The 15,533-nt window shown below is 69.0% G+C and carries 15 protein-coding genes; 6 read left to right on the forward strand and 9 right to left on the reverse strand.

The features are described 5' to 3' along the window. Positions 1–150 precede the first annotated feature (150 nt). Positions 151–795, reverse strand: a complete 645-nt coding sequence (locus AB0H42_RS19790; RefSeq protein WP_357057694.1) for an ABC transporter permease subunit — start codon at positions 793–795, stop codon at positions 151–153. A gap of 393 nt (positions 796–1,188) precedes the next feature. Next, complete coding sequence (locus AB0H42_RS19795) at positions 1,189–2,124, reverse strand: TauD/TfdA family dioxygenase (protein ID WP_357057696.1); 936 nt, start codon at positions 2,122–2,124, stop codon at positions 1,189–1,191. A 267-nt stretch (positions 2,125–2,391) separates the two neighbouring features. Between AB0H42_RS19795 and AB0H42_RS19800 the strand changes: the two genes are divergently transcribed. From AB0H42_RS19800 to AB0H42_RS19810, 3 genes are all read left to right on the forward strand, one after another. Continuing rightward, positions 2,392–3,888 carry an aldehyde dehydrogenase family protein gene (locus tag AB0H42_RS19800; protein WP_357057698.1) on the forward strand — a complete coding sequence of 499 codons (1,497 nt, stop codon included), beginning with the start codon at positions 2,392–2,394 and terminating at the stop codon, positions 3,886–3,888. 116 nt (positions 3,889–4,004) lie between these two features. After that, positions 4,005–4,898, forward strand: coding sequence for an SAM-dependent methyltransferase (locus AB0H42_RS19805; protein WP_357057700.1), 894 nt, complete (start codon positions 4,005–4,007; stop codon positions 4,896–4,898). A gap of 151 nt (positions 4,899–5,049) precedes the next feature. After that, positions 5,050–5,721, forward strand: a complete 672-nt coding sequence (locus AB0H42_RS19810) for an MspA family porin (protein ID WP_357057702.1) — start codon at positions 5,050–5,052, stop codon at positions 5,719–5,721. Positions 5,722–5,778: 57 nt separating this feature from the next. Here the strand turns inward: AB0H42_RS19810 and AB0H42_RS19815 are convergent, their stop codons facing one another. Further along, positions 5,779–6,633: an oxygenase MpaB family protein gene (locus AB0H42_RS19815; RefSeq protein ID WP_357057704.1), complete on the reverse strand. Its 855-nt coding sequence runs from the start codon at positions 6,631–6,633 to the stop codon at positions 5,779–5,781. Positions 6,634–6,855: 222 nt separating this feature from the next. On the opposite strand from AB0H42_RS19815, the gene AB0H42_RS19820 reads away from it, so the two are divergent. Then, entirely contained in the window at positions 6,856–8,526 is a 1,671-nt protein-coding gene (locus AB0H42_RS19820; RefSeq protein WP_357057706.1) for an acyl-CoA synthetase, read from the forward strand. Positions 8,527–8,563: 37 nt separating this feature from the next. Here the strand turns inward: AB0H42_RS19820 and AB0H42_RS19825 are convergent, their stop codons facing one another. Further along, positions 8,564–9,250, reverse strand: a complete 687-nt coding sequence (locus AB0H42_RS19825) for a lysophospholipid acyltransferase family protein (protein ID WP_357057708.1) — start codon at positions 9,248–9,250, stop codon at positions 8,564–8,566. 36 nt (positions 9,251–9,286) lie between these two features. On the opposite strand from AB0H42_RS19825, the gene AB0H42_RS19830 reads away from it, so the two are divergent. Continuing rightward, the gene (locus AB0H42_RS19830; RefSeq protein WP_357057710.1) at positions 9,287–9,838 is read left to right on the forward strand and encodes a TetR/AcrR family transcriptional regulator; all 552 of its coding nucleotides are present in this window, start codon (positions 9,287–9,289) and stop codon (positions 9,836–9,838) included. A gap of 45 nt (positions 9,839–9,883) precedes the next feature. On the opposite strand, the gene AB0H42_RS19835 is transcribed toward AB0H42_RS19830, so the two are convergent. The 4 genes from AB0H42_RS19835 to AB0H42_RS19850 form a co-directional block, all read right to left on the reverse strand. Beyond that, positions 9,884–10,390, reverse strand: a complete 507-nt coding sequence (locus AB0H42_RS19835; RefSeq protein ID WP_357057711.1) for a GNAT family N-acetyltransferase — start codon at positions 10,388–10,390, stop codon at positions 9,884–9,886. Positions 10,391–10,612: 222 nt separating this feature from the next. After that, positions 10,613–12,157 (reverse strand): long-chain-fatty-acid--CoA ligase, encoded by a 1,545-nt coding sequence (locus AB0H42_RS19840; protein WP_357057713.1) that lies wholly within the window; start codon positions 12,155–12,157, stop codon positions 10,613–10,615. A 134-nt stretch (positions 12,158–12,291) separates the two neighbouring features. Next, positions 12,292–12,612, reverse strand: coding sequence for a hypothetical protein (locus tag AB0H42_RS19845; protein ID WP_357057715.1), 321 nt, complete (start codon positions 12,610–12,612; stop codon positions 12,292–12,294). 474 nt (positions 12,613–13,086) lie between these two features. Continuing rightward, positions 13,087–13,548, reverse strand: a complete 462-nt coding sequence (locus AB0H42_RS19850) for an SRPBCC family protein (RefSeq protein WP_357057717.1) — start codon at positions 13,546–13,548, stop codon at positions 13,087–13,089. Positions 13,549–13,759: 211 nt separating this feature from the next. Between AB0H42_RS19850 and AB0H42_RS19855 the strand changes: the two genes are divergently transcribed. Then, entirely contained in the window at positions 13,760–13,906 is a 147-nt protein-coding gene (locus AB0H42_RS19855; protein ID WP_357057719.1) for a hypothetical protein, read from the forward strand. Positions 13,907–13,931: 25 nt separating this feature from the next. Here the strand turns inward: AB0H42_RS19855 and AB0H42_RS19860 are convergent, their stop codons facing one another. Beyond that, positions 13,932–15,422, reverse strand: coding sequence for a sugar transferase (locus AB0H42_RS19860; RefSeq protein ID WP_357057721.1), 1,491 nt, complete (start codon positions 15,420–15,422; stop codon positions 13,932–13,934). Between the last annotated feature and the right edge of the window lie 111 nt (positions 15,423–15,533).

Below are 15,533 nucleotides of genomic sequence, written 5' to 3' on the forward strand. Positions count from 1 at the left end.
GCGAAGGAATCGCCTCATGAAACCTCCCCCGAAGCAGTTCCACACCGTCGGCGAAGGCCGTAGCGAAGGCGAAGGAATCGCCTCATGAAACCTCCCCCGAAGCAGTTCCACACCGTCGGCGAAGGCCGCAGCGAAGGCGAAGGAATCGCCTCATGACAGTCCCTTCGCGATCGTGAGGCGTCCGAGCAGGACGAGGAGCGCGTCGAAGACCAACGCGATGATGACAATGAGAACTGTTCCGGTGAGCGCCATTTCGAGGGCGTTGGCGCCGCCGAGCCGGGACAGCCCGTTGAAGATCAGCGAGCCGAGCCCCGGGCCGAGTACATAGGCGACGATGGCCGCGACACCGACGATCATCTGGGTGGACACTCTGATCCCGGTGAGGATCACCGGCCAGGCGATGGGCAGTTCCACGGTGAGCAGAATCCGCAGCCGCGAAAAGCCGATACCCCGCGCGGATTCGACGACCGAGGCCGGTACCGACCGCAAACCGACGATGGCGTTGCCGATCACCGGCAGGGCCGCGAAGAACGCCAGCATGATGAACGACGGGACGACGCCGAGTCCGAAAGGCACCAGCAGCAAGGCCAGCAGTGCCAGCGACGGTATCGTCAGCGCGACCCGGCTGGAGGTCAGCGACAGGGCCGACAGCAGCGGCAGCCGGTAGACCGCGACGGCGATGAGGACCGCGACGACGGTACCGACCAGAACCGTCTGGAACGCCAGGGAGGCATGCTGGTATGTCAAGAATGTCAGCAGCTCCCCCCGACCTCGGATATAGCTCCACAAATTCACGGGCTTCCCATCGTCGGCCGGAAATCGTTCGGCGCCCGTCCGTGCGGAGTCATCGGACGCGCAAGCTGTAAAAGATTAATCGATATCACCCGGTCGGCCCGGGAAGGCGCGCGGCGGATACGGCACTGCGCCGCCACATTCGTGCGCGTCCGCGACCGGTACCGGCGGCAATACGATACGGCGCATTGCTGTCGAGGGTTTCGCTCACCGGGAATCCATAATAATTGCGGCGGTGCGCGGCCGAGCGTGCGGATATTCGGCGAGCATATGTTCCGTCGATGTCCCCCGGGACGACCGACGGCCACGGGCCGGGTATCGCGCGGGCTCCGCGGTCGATCCCCGGTCCGTTGTGCGGTAGTGGCATTCGACAACCGTTCCGGCGGGTGAGCGCGGTTACGCGGCGCGGGCCGGCGAGTCGACCGCAGAATAGTATTCGGCGTCGCCGGAGATGACGGTGCTCGGCCTACCGTCGACCCCGACCGGGATTCCGCCGGCCAGCGTGATCCGGGTCAGCCGGCGGTGCTCGGTGCCGTCGTAGTCGTCGATCGCGTAGTGCTGGGTGGCGCGGTTGTCCCAGATGGCGACATCGCCCAGCGACCAGTTCCAGCGGGTGGTGTTCTCCAGCCGCGTGATCCGGTCCTGGAACAGCCGGAACAGCGCCTGCGATTCGGTGCCGGACAGACCCACGAACTGCTTCACGAATCCGCCGAGCAACAGGGCCCGTTCACCGGTCTCCGGATGCACCTCCACCACCGGATGCTCGGTCTCGAAATAGCTCGACTCGAATTCGCGCCGATAGGCGGTGGCGCCCTCGTCGGGGTTGTCCTCGGCGGTGGCGGCGTAGTCGTACAGGTTCGTATGCCGCGCGCGAAGGTTCTCGGCCAGCAGTCGCAGCGGTTCGGGCAGCGAGTTGTACGCGGCGACGGTAGAGGCCCAGGTGGTGGAGCCGCCGTAACTCGGCAGGACGACCGCGCGCAGAATGGATGCCTTCGGTACCCGGTCGACGAAGGTGACATCGGTGTGCCAGCTGTTCGAGCGGCCGAGGCGCGAATCGATGGCCAGGCTCTTCACCCCGGCCGATCGGACGGTCGGATGCGGCGTCGTCGGGGTACCGAGCAGTTCCGCGAACTCGTACTGTCCGTCCTCGGTGAGATGGTCCTGGCCGCGGAAGAAGATCACCTTGTGCTCGGCGAGCGCCGCGCGGATCCGGGTGACGGTCGCCGGGGGCAGATCGCCACCGAGCCGGACCCCGTCGATCCGCGCGCCGATATGGGTACCGAGCTTGTTCACCTGCACGGTGGTCGCGGTGTCAACAATGTCGACGGGCATATCCGGGGCCTTTCGCTCGTATCCGACGATCGACTCGGATGAAACCAGCGCGGGACCGCCGCGACCAGGGTTTCGGTCACCGGGATCGTAATGGGCAGCCACTCGGCGAACCGGTCACCGGCCCTGCTCAGCACCCTCGCGCACCCGGTCGGAGCGCCTCGTGCCGCACCGACCGCGCCGCCGGAGACGGGCCGGTGCCCCATAGAATCCGGGCCGCGGGCCGAGGCAGCCGCCACCGGCGAACCGGAACGAGAGGGAGATATCGAGATGATCCTCGCCGAGGAGCCGCTGCTGCGCGCGCCCCACCTGTATATCGACGGCGCATGGGTCGAACCGGCTGCCGGCGGGATCCGGGAGATCCGCGACCCGGCGCACGGCACGGTGATCGCCGCCGTCGGCGAGGCCGGTGCGGCGGATGCGCGGCGTGCGGTCGGCGCGGCCCGTACCGCGTTCGCCACCGGTGAGTGGCCGGGCGCTCCGGTCGCGGCGCGGGCCGCGCTCCTGCTGCGCACCGCCGAACTTCTCGCCGAATATCGCGACCCGATCGCCCGGATCGAGACCCTGGACACCGGCAAGACGCTGCGCGAGAGCCATATCGATATCGACGATGTCATCGCGGTATTCCGGTACTACGCGCAGCTTGTCGGCACCATCGGCGACCGGGTCGTCGATACCGGCGACCCGGCGGTGATCAGCCGTATCGTCCGCGAACCGGTGGGCGTATGCGCGCTGATCGCGCCGTGGAACTACCCCCTGTTGCAGATGTCGTGGAAGCTCGCCCCCGCGCTGGCGGCCGGCTGCACGGTGGTCGCCAAACCGAGCGAGGTCACTCCGCTGAGCACGATCGCGTTGGTCCGGGTGCTGGAGCAGGCGGGGGTGCCGCCGGGCGTGGTGAACCTCGTACCGGGCGAGGGTCCGGTGGTGGGGCCGGCGCTCACCGGTACGCCCGAGGTCGATCTGATCTCGTTCACCGGTGGCGCCACCACTGGGGCGGCCATCGCCGCGCGGGCCGCCCCGCACATCACCCGGGTGGCTCTCGAACTGGGCGGTAAGAATCCACATATCGTGTTCGCCGACGTGGACCGTGCGAGCGCGATCGATGCGGTGCTGACCGGCGCCTTCCTGCACTCGGGCCAGGTGTGCTCGGCCGGTACCCGGCTCATCGTGGAGGAGTCGATCGCCGACGGGTTCGTCGCGGAACTCGCCCGGCGTGCCGGCGGGATCCGGGTCGGCCCCGGGACGGATCCCGTGTCACAGACCGGGCCCCTGGTCTCCCCGGAGCATCGCGCCGCGGTGGAGACCCAGGTGGCCCGCGGTCTCGCCGAAGGCGCGGTTCTGGTCACCGGGGGGAAGCGGCCGGAAGACCCCCGGTTGGCCGCCGGCAGCTACTACCTGCCGACCGTGCTGGACCGCTGCCACCGCGATATGCGGATCGTCCAGGAGGAGACCTTCGGCCCCGTACTCACCGTGGAGCGGTTCGCTACCGAGGCCGAAGCCGTCGAACTGGGCAACGACACATCCTATGGACTCGCGGCCGGCGTGCGCACCGGCGACGCGGCCCGCGGCGAACGGGTGGTCCGCGCGCTCCGGCACGGCACGGTGTGGCTCAACGATTTCGGGCCCTACACCCCCGCCGCCGAATGGGGTGGGTTCGGACGTTCGGGTATCGGCCGCGAACTCGGTCCGAGCGGGCTGGCCGAGTACCAGGAGATCAAGCACATCTGGCACAACACCGCGCCGGCCGTGGGCGGCTGGTTCGCGTGAATCCCGGGCCGGCGCACGGTAGGGCTGCGCTACGCGGATCGTGGCAGGTCGAGCCCGGCGCCGCGACACTCACGCCGGTCCCGCGACAGCCCGCGGGAGCGTCCTAAGCTGAAGCCGTGACCACTTCCGGTTCCTCCTCCAGCAGGCCCGGCGACTCCGGACCGGTGGCCCCCACGGGCGTCGGCCGCACCGCACTGATGGTCGCCGCCGCGCGGGCCGCCGAGTCGGCGCGGGCGGACGCCCTGTTCGTCGACCCCTACGCCGCTGATTTCCTGGCCGCCGCCGGGGGTGAGGAGTTCGCCGGCGACGCCGACGCCGCCCGGATGTGGGATTCGTTCAGCAGCTACCTGCCCATCCGCACCCGTTTCTTCGACGACTACATCCTCGACGCCACCCGCACCGTCCGGCAGGTGGTGATCGTCGCGGCCGGACTGGACACCCGGGCCTTCCGGCTTCCGCTACCGCCGGAGGTCGTCGTGTACGAGCTGGACACCCCGGAGATGCTCACCTTCAAACAGCGGGTCCTCGACGCGCAGGGCGCGCAACCGGCCGGCCGCCGGGTAACGGTGCCGGCCGACCTCCGCGAGGACTGGGGTGGCCGGCTGGTCGCGGCCGGGTTCGACCCGTCCGCTTCCGCGGCCTGGCTCGTCGAGGGATTGCTCAGCTATTTGAGCCCCGAGCACAACGATCGGTTGCTGGCCGGGATCAGTGACCGGTCCGCCGCCGGGAGCTGGTTGTCGATCGAGTATCTGCACGTGGACGCGGTCGCACTGATGGCCGCCGCCGTGGCAGGCGAAGGTGGCTCGGAGATCACCGCGATGTGGCAGGGCGGCGGTGTGGACGAGCCCGCACAGCCCTGGCTTGCCCGGCACGGCTGGGACGCCGAGGCATCCGATACCTACGAACGCGCCACCGCCTACCACCGGGACCTACCGACGCTCGGCGACACCCTCATGGAACGTTTCGCCGAAGCGGCCCGCAACGGCCTGGTCACCGCCCGGCGACACTGACGATCCCACCCGAAACCGGCGCGGGATCGCTTCGCGGATCGGCCTGCGGTCGCTGGTGGGCGAGTCGTATGACGAGGTTCTGTTCGAATGGCTACGCGACGGGAGTGCGATGAAGCGCCGATGCCGGCGGTCGTGGACGATGGTCATTGCGATGGCAGTGACCACGATCGGCGGGTGTGTTGCTGTCCCTCCCGCCACGGGTGCCGCACCAGGGGAAGTCGTGGCCGATGGGTTGCGGATGGTCGCGGCGGTCGATTCCGGCGCCGTCGTGCCGGTCGGTGCCGATACCGCGCCTGATGTTCCCTTCGCGCACGCGGTCAAGGTATCCGGCAACTATTCGGTCGGCCTGGACTCGGTCGCGGTGCGTGCGGGGGAGATCGTCGTGGGGTATCTGGTCGGGTGCGCGGTCGACATCTCCAACGGCATCTCGATCGGGATCTCCCCCGGCGTCAATGTGGGCGCAGGGATCGCACAGGGTGTCGGTGTCGGTGTCGGTGCCGGCATGACCCTGGCCATGGACGCTCCGCCCGGCATCACCATCACCACCGCGGCATCCATCGCACCCGGCATCGGCGTCGGCGCAGGCCTGGCCGGATCGCTCGGGGTGAATCTGGCTCCCGGCACGGCCACCGCGGCGGTGATCGGCGCCACGGAACTCGAGAGCGATACGGACTTTCCCTACACGTTCGCTCACACCGATACGCCGTTGCATGTCAGCGGATGCTTGTCACCGGCCTCGGCCATACCCTTCGTCACCGCCCGCGTCGACGGTGTCGACACCACAGTGCAGACCACCGGATACGGCGACCCCTTCTGGTTCTGACCCGCCACCGCAGTCGCCTGAGATTTCGAGTTCTCGACCCACCCTGATACGCGGCACTCAGACCAGCGGTTCACCCAGCGCCCGGCGCCGCCGCATATCGGCCAGATGCTTGTCCAGCGGGTACATCCGCCAGCGTTCGGGCCCGAGCCGCATCACGATACCGATCGCGCGCATGATCAGCTCGAAGGTGCGTTGCCGCCGCGGGCTCCAGGCCAGCCCCAGTTCGTCCCGGTACCGCTGGGGCAGGAAGCCGGTGGTGAAGAACCGGTTGACGCGCCGGAACAGCACCCGTTCGACGCGCCCGTACGGCCCGAGCTCTACGACCTGTTCCCGCAGATACCGTTTCACCTCGTCGTCGATCGATATCTCCGCGGACTTGCGCTCCCAGTATTCGGCGAACGCGGCCCGATCGGCCGGCCACATCTCCGGGCGCATCTGCAGCGTGGTCCCGAATCTGCTCGACTCCCGGTACAACTCGTCGGCGTAGTCGGCGTCGAGTGGACCGTACAGGTATTCCAGTGAATCGACGACGCCGCGATAGATGCACGCGGCGACCCACAGCTGCAGTTCCGGGTCGAACGCGTTGTACTTCACCGCGCTGCCCGGCCGGGACCGGACCTGGCGATGCGAGCTGTTGGTCGCCTCGCGGTAGGCGGCGCGTTCCTCGTCGGTGCCCAGCATGGCCACCGCGAGATAGGTCAGCGTCGTGCGGCCGCGTTTGCGCGGATGCAGATCGAACCGGCCGCTGTCCACAGTGCTCTCGACGACACCGCGGCCGACCGGCGCCTGGCTCAGCTGCATCACGACGTTGGCCGGGCCGCCGAGTAGCGCGGCGGGACCGGCCAGGTATTTGCGACGGGCGACCTCGCCGGGCAGATCGGCGCTCGCTGCCGGTGACGCTGGGCGCGACATAGGACCTCCATGCAAGACTGATAGATATTCTATTCCATTCTCTCACACCGAGGGGCAGCGATGTGAATCCGTGGTACGAGATCGCCATAACGCATACGCACGGACATTGCCCAATAAGTGAACGCAAATTCTGCACCTGAGCTACCCTGGCCGGACCAATCGGCCGCCCGGCGCCGCGTAGTCCCGCGCCCGGTCGGACTGTTCCATTCCCTGGAGGTGACCATGCCGACGAACCTGCCCGCACCCCGCGCGGCGCTGCGTTCGGTGACCGAATCGCTGGCCGCGGTGAGTGTGCTGCGCCGGCGCGGAATGCTCGACCCGAAGCGCCCCGGCGAACTGCTCCGCACGGTCCGCGACGCGCGGATCCACGGGCCGTTCGTGACGGTGCTGCGGGCCGCCGCCCGGCGCGACGGCGCGGCCGAGGCCATCGTCGACGACCGCGGCACGCTCACCTTCGACCAGCTCGACGCACAGTCCAATGCCCTCGCCCGCGGCCTCGCCGTGCACGGTATCGGTGCCGAATCCGTGGTGGCGGCCCTGTGCCGTGACCACCGCGGCATGGTGCTGGCCCTGCTGGGCGCGGGCAAACTGGGCGCCCGCGTCGTCCTGATGAACACCGGGTTCGCCGGGCCGCAGCTCGCGGATGTCGCCACGCGCGAAAAGGTCGGCGCGCTACTGCTCGACGCCGAGTTCACCGGTCTGCTCGACGCGATCCCGGCGGCCACTCCACGCTTCCTCACCTGGGGCGAATCCGGCGACACCCCCACGATCGACGCGTTGATCGCGGCGCATTCCGCTACGGCGACGGCGCCGCCGCCGCATCCGGGCAGCACCGTGATCCTGACCAGCGGCACCACCGGGACACCCAAAGGCGCTCCCCGGGACAGGGTTTCGCCCCTGCAGTCCGCCCAGTTCCTCGATCGCATCCCGATCCCCCGCGACGACACGATGGTGATGGCCGCGCCGATCTTCCACGGCACCGGGCTCTCCCAGTTCGCCCTCGGCTGGGCCCTCGGCAACAAAATCGTGTTCCGGCAGGGCCGATTCGATCCACGCGCGACACTCGCCGCCGTCGCCGCGCATCACGCCGCGAGCCTGGTCGTGGTGCCGACGATGCTCCAGCGCATCATCGACCTCGGGCCCGAGGTACTCGCCGAGTACGACACCTCCTCGCTGCGGGTCGTCTTCTCCGCCGGCTCCCCGGTCTCCCCGGATCTGAGCCGCCGCACCGCGGAAGCGTTCGGCGACGTGCTCTACAACCTGTACGCGTCCACTGAAGTCGCTGTGGCGGCGGTGGCGACGCCACAGGATATGCGGGACGCGCCCGGCACGGTCGGCAAGCCGCCCGTCGGCTGCCACGTCGCCCTCTACGACGAACAGCGCCACCGGATCACCGCGCCCGGGGCCGTGGGCACCATCTTCGTGTCCAGCGGATTGAGTTTCGGCGGGTACACCGACGGGCGGCACAAGGAGATCGTCGACGGACTGCTGTCCAGCGGCGATGTCGGGCATTTCGACGCCGAGGGCCGGCTGTTCATCGACGGCCGTGACGACGACATGATCGTCTCCGGGGGCGAGAACGTCTTCCCGCTGGAGGTGGAAAACCTGCTCGTCGAGCGACCCGACATCCTGGAAGCGGCGGTGGTGGGGGTACCCGACCGTGATTTCGGTACCCGGCTGCGGGCTTTCGTCGTTCCCGCCGCGGGCGTGACGGTGAGCGAGGCGGATATCCGGGAGTACGTCAAGGCGAACCTGGCGCGCCACAAAGTACCGCGCGATGTGATCTTTCTCGACGAACTCCCCCGCAATGCGACGGGCAAGCTGATGCGGCGCCGGTTGGTGCCGGCCGACGAGTCCGGGACGGCACAGTCCACCGCGGCGAAACCGGACTGAAAGCTGCGCCGCGGGAGGCGTTGCGGGCGCGGCGGGCTCAGGCCGCCAGGTCGTGGTCCGGACGGCGGCGGGCGTACTCGTCGACGTACTGCTGGCCGGTCCGGGCGGCGAGGGTCCGCATCAGCGCGTCGGTCGCCCGTCGGGTCCCGTGCGCACCGGCGGTCCGGTACCCGGTCAGATCGAGCGGGGGCAGGATCTCCAGCGTCACCCGGCGCCGCCACCACGGACGCCCCGGGTCGGGGCCGGTGCCGGTGATCGCCACCGGAAGCAGCGGCACACCGGTGGTCATCGCGACCCGGACCGCGCCGGTGTGCCCGCGGTAGAGCCGGCCGTCCGGCGATCGGGTCCCTTCGGGATGAATACCCCAGACACCGCCGCGTTCGATGATGCCGATCGCGGCGGTGAGCGCGGGGGCGGCGCCGGGCCCGCCCCGGCGATCCACCCGGATCTGGCCGACACCCCGGAAGAACCATCGCTGGACCCGCCCCCAGGGGCCGGGGCGGTCGAAGTAATCGGATTTGGCCAGGAAGAACACCTGCCGGCGCAGAGCCCGGGTGAGGTAGAAGGAGTCCAGCACCGCCAGGTGGTTGGCGGCGACGATATAGGGCCCGCGACGCGGAAGGTGCTCGCGCCCTCTTACTTCCGGTCGGCCGAGCAGCCAGAGCGCGGGACCGATGAGGAGATACCGGCACAGGCGATAGCAGAAGGCGCTCCACAGGGACATAGACATTGTCTACCCGAGTGAGTAGACAATGTCTACATGACTGCGAGCGGAACCCGGGACGCACTGGTCCAGGCCGGTGTCGACCTGCTGGAAGAAACCGGTTCGACCGAGATCGGCCTACGGGAGATCGCGCGACGGGCCGGCGTGTCGCACGGTGCGCCCCGGCGCTGGTTCCCGACCCACAAGGCGCTGCTCGGGGCCATCGCCGAGGTCGGATTGCGCGATCTGGCGCGGACCCTCACCGAGGCCGGCGATACCGACGCCACCGCCGATATCGCCGGATGGGCGCGGGCCTACATTGAATTCGCCGGGACCCGGCCGGCGATGTTCACCCTGATCTTCCGGCACGATCTCCTCGAGGGCTCCGGCGCCGGTCTGCGGTCGGTGTCCAAACCCCTGTTCGACCGGCTGCTGAACCGGGTGCGTGCCACCCACCCGGTCCCCGACCCGCTCACCACCGCCACCGCGCTGTGGGTGGGCGTCCACGGTATCGCCGTCCTGTCCAGCACCGGTGCGCTCACCCTGGCCGCGCCCGGCGTGGAAATCGACGCACTGATCCAGCGGGTGGTGCGGGACTCGCTCGGATGACCCACCGCCGCGGCGGGATCCGGTGAGATCCCGCCGCGGCGATCGTCATCGGCCGGAACGGGTCTGCCGGAACTCCGCGCGCTCCCCGGCCGTGTGAACACGAGCGAAGCCCGCCTTCTCCAGTACCCGCACCGAGGCGGGATTGGCGAGTTCCACCGACGCCGACACGGTATGCACCCGTGGTGCGGTGAAGGCGTACGCCGCCAGCGCCCGGGTGGCCTCGGTCGCGTACCCGCGTCCCCGGCGCGACGGCACAATGCCGTAGCCGAGTTCGAGGACACCGTCGGCCGGGGGCCAGAACAATCCGATGGATCCGACCACCAGACCGCTGGCGCGTTCGGACACCATCCGGTGGCCGAAGCGATCCAGCCATTCCGGCCGGACGGCGAGGGCCTCCACTATTTCCCGGTCACCGTCGGCCGGAAAATCCGCGGCCCAGGACGGCCGCCGGACACCGGTTCGTACGGCGGCGAGGTCGTCCGGCGTCCAGAGACGGAGAACCAGGCGCGTGGTACCGATATCGGTGGGGTCGGTGTGAGAAGAAATGGACACGACAACTCCAGATCGTGGGTAGCGATCCGGTCGCGCGAGTCAGTGGTGCGCGAACCGGATGAGGGCATGCTGAAACAGGCCTGGGCGGGCCATATTCATCAACCTCCTCATTCGCCGAGCACGAATCGGTTGCCGACACTAGCCGGGCGCCCGCGTGACGGCAAGCCCGGGCACGAGGCAGCGCGGCGGCCGCGGCCACGTGGTGACGGCCGCCGCGAACTGTCAGATCGGCGCGGTGGGTGCCGAATATTTCGCGCGCAGTTCGGTTTTGAGTACCTTCCCGCTGGCGTTACGCGGTAGTTCGGCGACCACCGCGATCTCCCGAGGACATTTGTAGCCCGCCAGTTGCGTCCGGGCGAAAGCCTCGATATCCGCGGCGGTGGGCGGGGCGGCGGGGTCGACCGGCACGATGACAGCCAGCGGTGCCTCGCCCCATTGGGGATCCGGGACACCGATCAACGCGATATCGGCGACCCCGGGATGCCCGGCCAGCACGTTCTCCACCTCGGCACAGTAGATGTTCTCGCCGCCGGAGATGATCATGTCCTTCTTCCGGTCGACGACGTACAGGTAGCCGTCCTCGTCCTGGCGCACCAGATCACCGGAGTGGAACCAGCCGCCCGTGAAGGCCTCCGCCGTCGCCTCCGGTTTGTTCCAGTACTCCCGCATCACCGTCGGGCCGCGATAGACGATCTCGCCGACCTCGCCGGGCGCGATATCGTTCATCTCGTCGTCGACGATCCGGACCTCGACGTTCAGGATGGGCGTGCCGACCGAGCCGATCTTACGGAGGGCGTCTTCCCCGCGCAGCGTGCAGGTGACCGGACTGCATTCGGTCTGCCCGAACGCGGTGGACACCGAGGCCTGCGGGAAGGTTTCGATCATGGTGCGCAGCAGAGTTGTCGAGGCCGGGGCCGCACCCCAGGAGATCTGCCGCAGCGCGGACAGATCGTACTCGGCGATCCCCGGGAGCGCGCAGATCGCCTGCCATTGCGCGGGGACGAAGAAGCAGCTCGAGACCCGTTCGCGCGCGAGCAGCTCGACCGATGCGGCCGGGTCGAAGCCACCCGAGGGCGTGATCACGAACGTCCCCCCGGGCAGCAGGCACATCAGATAACTCGACAGACCCGCGATATGGAACAACGGCGCACCGTTCAACGCGACCCGGTCGTCACCGGATACGCCCTGGTGCAGGGCGACACTGAAGGCGTGCAGCAGCAGGTTGTCGTGGGTCAGCACCGCGCCCTTGGGGCGTCCGGTGGTACCCGAGGTGTACATGATGTACGCCGGGTCGCGCTCGTCGACGACCGGTGCGGCGGACTCGGGGTCCGCGTCGCGCAGCGCCGCCTCGTAGTCCTCACCGCCCTCGCCACCGCTGCCCCCGATCACCAGGCAGGACCGCAGTTGCGGCGCCTCCTGGCGGGCCTCGGCCAGTTGAGTGGCGAACCGCGCGTCGACCACGGCGGCTGTCGCGCCGGAATCCGTCAGTAGATAGGCGATTTCCCCGGCCACCAGCCGGAAATTGATGGGCACGCCGATCGCGCCGAGCCGGTTTGTGGCCAGGAACGCTTCCACGATCTCCATCGAGTTGAGGCCGAGAACGGCGACCCGGTCCCCCGGGCCGATACCGCGGGCCCGCAAGGCGTCGGCCAGCCGGGAGACGCGCTCGTCCAGTTCTCGGTAGCTTCGGGAGACTCCGGCGAACCGCAGCGCCGGGATGTCCGGGATCTTGCGGGCATGCCGCGCCAGCTGTTCGCCGGCGGTCATTCCTCGAGATATCGGGTGTGAACTACTGGCCATGGCGGGCTCCACATCTCGGGTCGATCGATGCGAAGCGTACGCTGGTCACGTCGCACATGGACCGCATTCGCCATCGCCGCCCGGACCCACCGAATCCTCGATCAGGCCGACCCTGCCCGATCCCCCACCGATATCCGGCCGGTGACCAGCAGCAGTATTTCGGCGATCGGCGCGGCCAGCGGAGCGCCTGTTCCGCCCGACCACTCCGTATCCGTCGCGATCAGGCGGTGCCCGGCCAGGACGCGCTGCGCACGGAACGGCCGTCCCATCCGCCACACCCGCTCGACCGACCACCGCGCCGCGTCCACCGGCATCTCGCGCCGCATACCGAGCGGTACCGCGATGTCCTGTCCGTGTACCAGCAGATCCATCAGCCGATCGAGGGCTGTCGTACCCACTGGGGTGTGGCGCAGTTCGATCACGGCGCGCAGTCGGCTCTGGCTGTCCGACCGCGAGTCGGTCCGCGACGAGCGGGCCCTGATCGCCGAACCGGCGCCCGCGCACACCGGCGCCGCGCAGCGCGTACTCGCCGGTGCCGACCCGGGGCCCGGACCGGAACCGGACCTGTTCGTCGCCGCGCACGCCGCGGCTCGGGCAGCCGGGACACCTTGGCCTTCCGTCGCCGGCCGGCGGCCGGTGCGACCGGTCATCCCTCGGTTATCCGGTACTGGGTACCGACCGCCCGGGCGCTCGGCACCCCGCATACCACCGGCACCACCCAGGAGTGGCTGCGCACCGCTCTCGACCGGTCGCTGGAGCCGCGCGGCAGGTGAGCGGAGCCGCCACCGCCGGCACCGTAAAGGTGCGGTGGTTCCGTTATGGGCGCGGCGCCGACAGCACTGCGCCGCACGAACCACGTGGTTCGTGCGGCGCAGGATATGCGGAGCGGACGGGCGTCAGTTACCCGGACGCGGGACGTCCCCGCGCCAGCCCCCGCTCTCCTGGGGGCGGGATTCGATGAAATTCTTGAACCGCTCCAGATCGCCCTTGACCCGGCGATCCAGCAGGCCCGCCTTGTCGGCAATGTTCTCGGCGAGCCCCTCCGGATCGATATCCATCTGGGTGATCACCCGGGTGGTCGAATCATCGATCCGGTGGAAGGTCACCACACCGGCGTGCTCCGGACCGTTGTCCGAGCGCCAGGCGACCCGCTCCTCCGGATGCTGCTCGGTGATGGTGGCATCGAATTCACGATCGGCGGGGCCGATCTTGATCTTCCAATGCGTATGTGTGTCGTCGATCTGGTCGACCCGTTCGACACCTTCCATGAATTTCGGGAACGACTCGAACTGCGTCCACTGGTTGTACGCGGTGCGGATCGGTACCTTGACCTCGGTGGACGCGGTGACAGTACTCATGGGACAACAACCTCCCTCGGGTCCGGTGTGACCGCTGCCGCCGTGGTTCTGCGGCACCGGCCGGCCGGACAGTCGGCTTCGGTACGTCGAGCGGCTACCCCGGCTCCGGCGGCACAAACCCCGCTATCGAAGATCGACTCGGCGGATTGATCGGACGGATTCGGGAAGCCAGGGTTGGACAGGTACACAAACTCTTTCGAGGAGGTGGACCGTGAGCACCGTCGCCACGACACACCGGAACCGCCGACCGGCCGCCATGATGACAACCCGGTTCGGACGCCCGGGGTCCGCGCGCTCACTGCTGATCGCCTGGATGGCCCTCATGGCCTTCGTCAGCCTGGCGCTGGCCCTGCTCTGACCGGTCGCCGGCACCCGCGGCGGCGTCAGTAGGCGCCGTCGCCCCTGGCGACCGCCCGCAGGGTGCGGGCGATGATCCGCAGGTCCAGCAGCATGGACCAGTTCTCCACATAGGAGATATCCAGTTCCACCGATTCCTCGGGGGACAGGTCCGAGCGGCCGCTGACCTGCCACAGTCCGGTGATCCCGGGCCGTACCAGCAACCGCCGGCGCATCACGCCGTCGTAGGAATGGACCTCGCGGCGGACCTGCGGCCGCGGTCCGACGACGCTCATATCGCGGAACAGCACATTGAAGAACTGCGGCAGCTCGTCGAGGCTGTACCGGCGCAGGAACCGACCCACCGGGGTCACCCGTGGATCGTCCTTGAGTTTGAAGAAGAGCGGGTTGCCGCCGTGGGCGCTGATCAGTGAGGCGGCTTCCCGGTCGGCCCGCATGTACATACTGCGGAACTTGATCATCCGGAACGGTTTACCGTCCATCCCGATCCGCTCCGACAGATAGAAGACCGGCCCGGCACTGGTGAACTTGACGGCGGCGGCCAGCACCAGCAGTACCGGCGCGATCGCGGTGAGGACCAGGGCGGAGAAACACAGATCGAACACCGCCTTACCGAACGAGAGCGCCCGATCGTACTGGGGCCGTTCGATGTGCAGCATCGGGATACCGGCCAGCACCTGGCTCGACATCCGGGTACCGGAGATGTCCAGGATGCCGGGCGCGACGATGAGCTCGGTGCCGAACGCGTCGAGATCCCAGGCCAGCCGACGGATATCGCGCGGGCCCAGCCGGTCGGTGGCCATGACGACCACGGTATCGGCGCCGCTGCGGCGGACCGCGCTGCGCACCGACCGGTCGTTGCCGATGATCGGGATATCGCGCTGCCCCACGCGCAGGGCGGCGGGTTCGTCGAGCGCGTCCCCGGTGGGGGTGCAGACCCCGACGACGTGATAGCCGTGCATCTCCTGCGCGGACAGCGCGGTCGCGACGGCACGGGCGGCGTCCGGACTGCCGACGACCAGGACCGAGCGGCGATAGCGGCCCAGCGCCCGGCGCCGCACCGCGTGCGCGCGCCACAGCGCCCGGGTCGACATCAGGCCGAGCAGACCGAGCGGGAGCGCGATCACCAGGTGGGCGTGCGCGATATCCACGCGCAGGATCAGCGAGACGATCGCGATCGTGCCGAACAGCTGGAGAGTGGCCGAGAGCAGCCGGCGGTATTCGTCGGCGCCGGCGCCCACGGTATGCGGGGAACGGGAGCCGTTCCAACCCAGCAGAATCGACCATCCGGCCACGATGCCGAGCGTGAGCGCGGTGGTACGCGGCTCGAATTCCCAGCCCAGGGAGTGCCCGGGCGCGATGCTGAACAGTTGCGCGCACAGGGCCGCCGCGGTGACCACCGCGATATCGGTCCGGGCCAGCCGGCGGACATATCCAGCCCGCCAGGAGTCCCGGTCACCGGGATTCGGCAGGTGCAAATCGACCGCGCCACCGACCACACGGAGATCCAGAACCATGAAACGTACCCGCTTGAACTTCGAACGACCGTGCCTCGGCTGTCGTGCGCGACAGCAGATCACACGCTTTTTCCAGGAAGCCCGACCTTCATATCACGAAGGCCGGGCCGA

Origin of the sequence: Nocardia sp. NPDC050799, from assembly GCF_040654015.1 — a bacterium.
Classification (GTDB): domain Bacteria; phylum Actinomycetota; class Actinomycetes; order Mycobacteriales; family Mycobacteriaceae; genus Nocardia.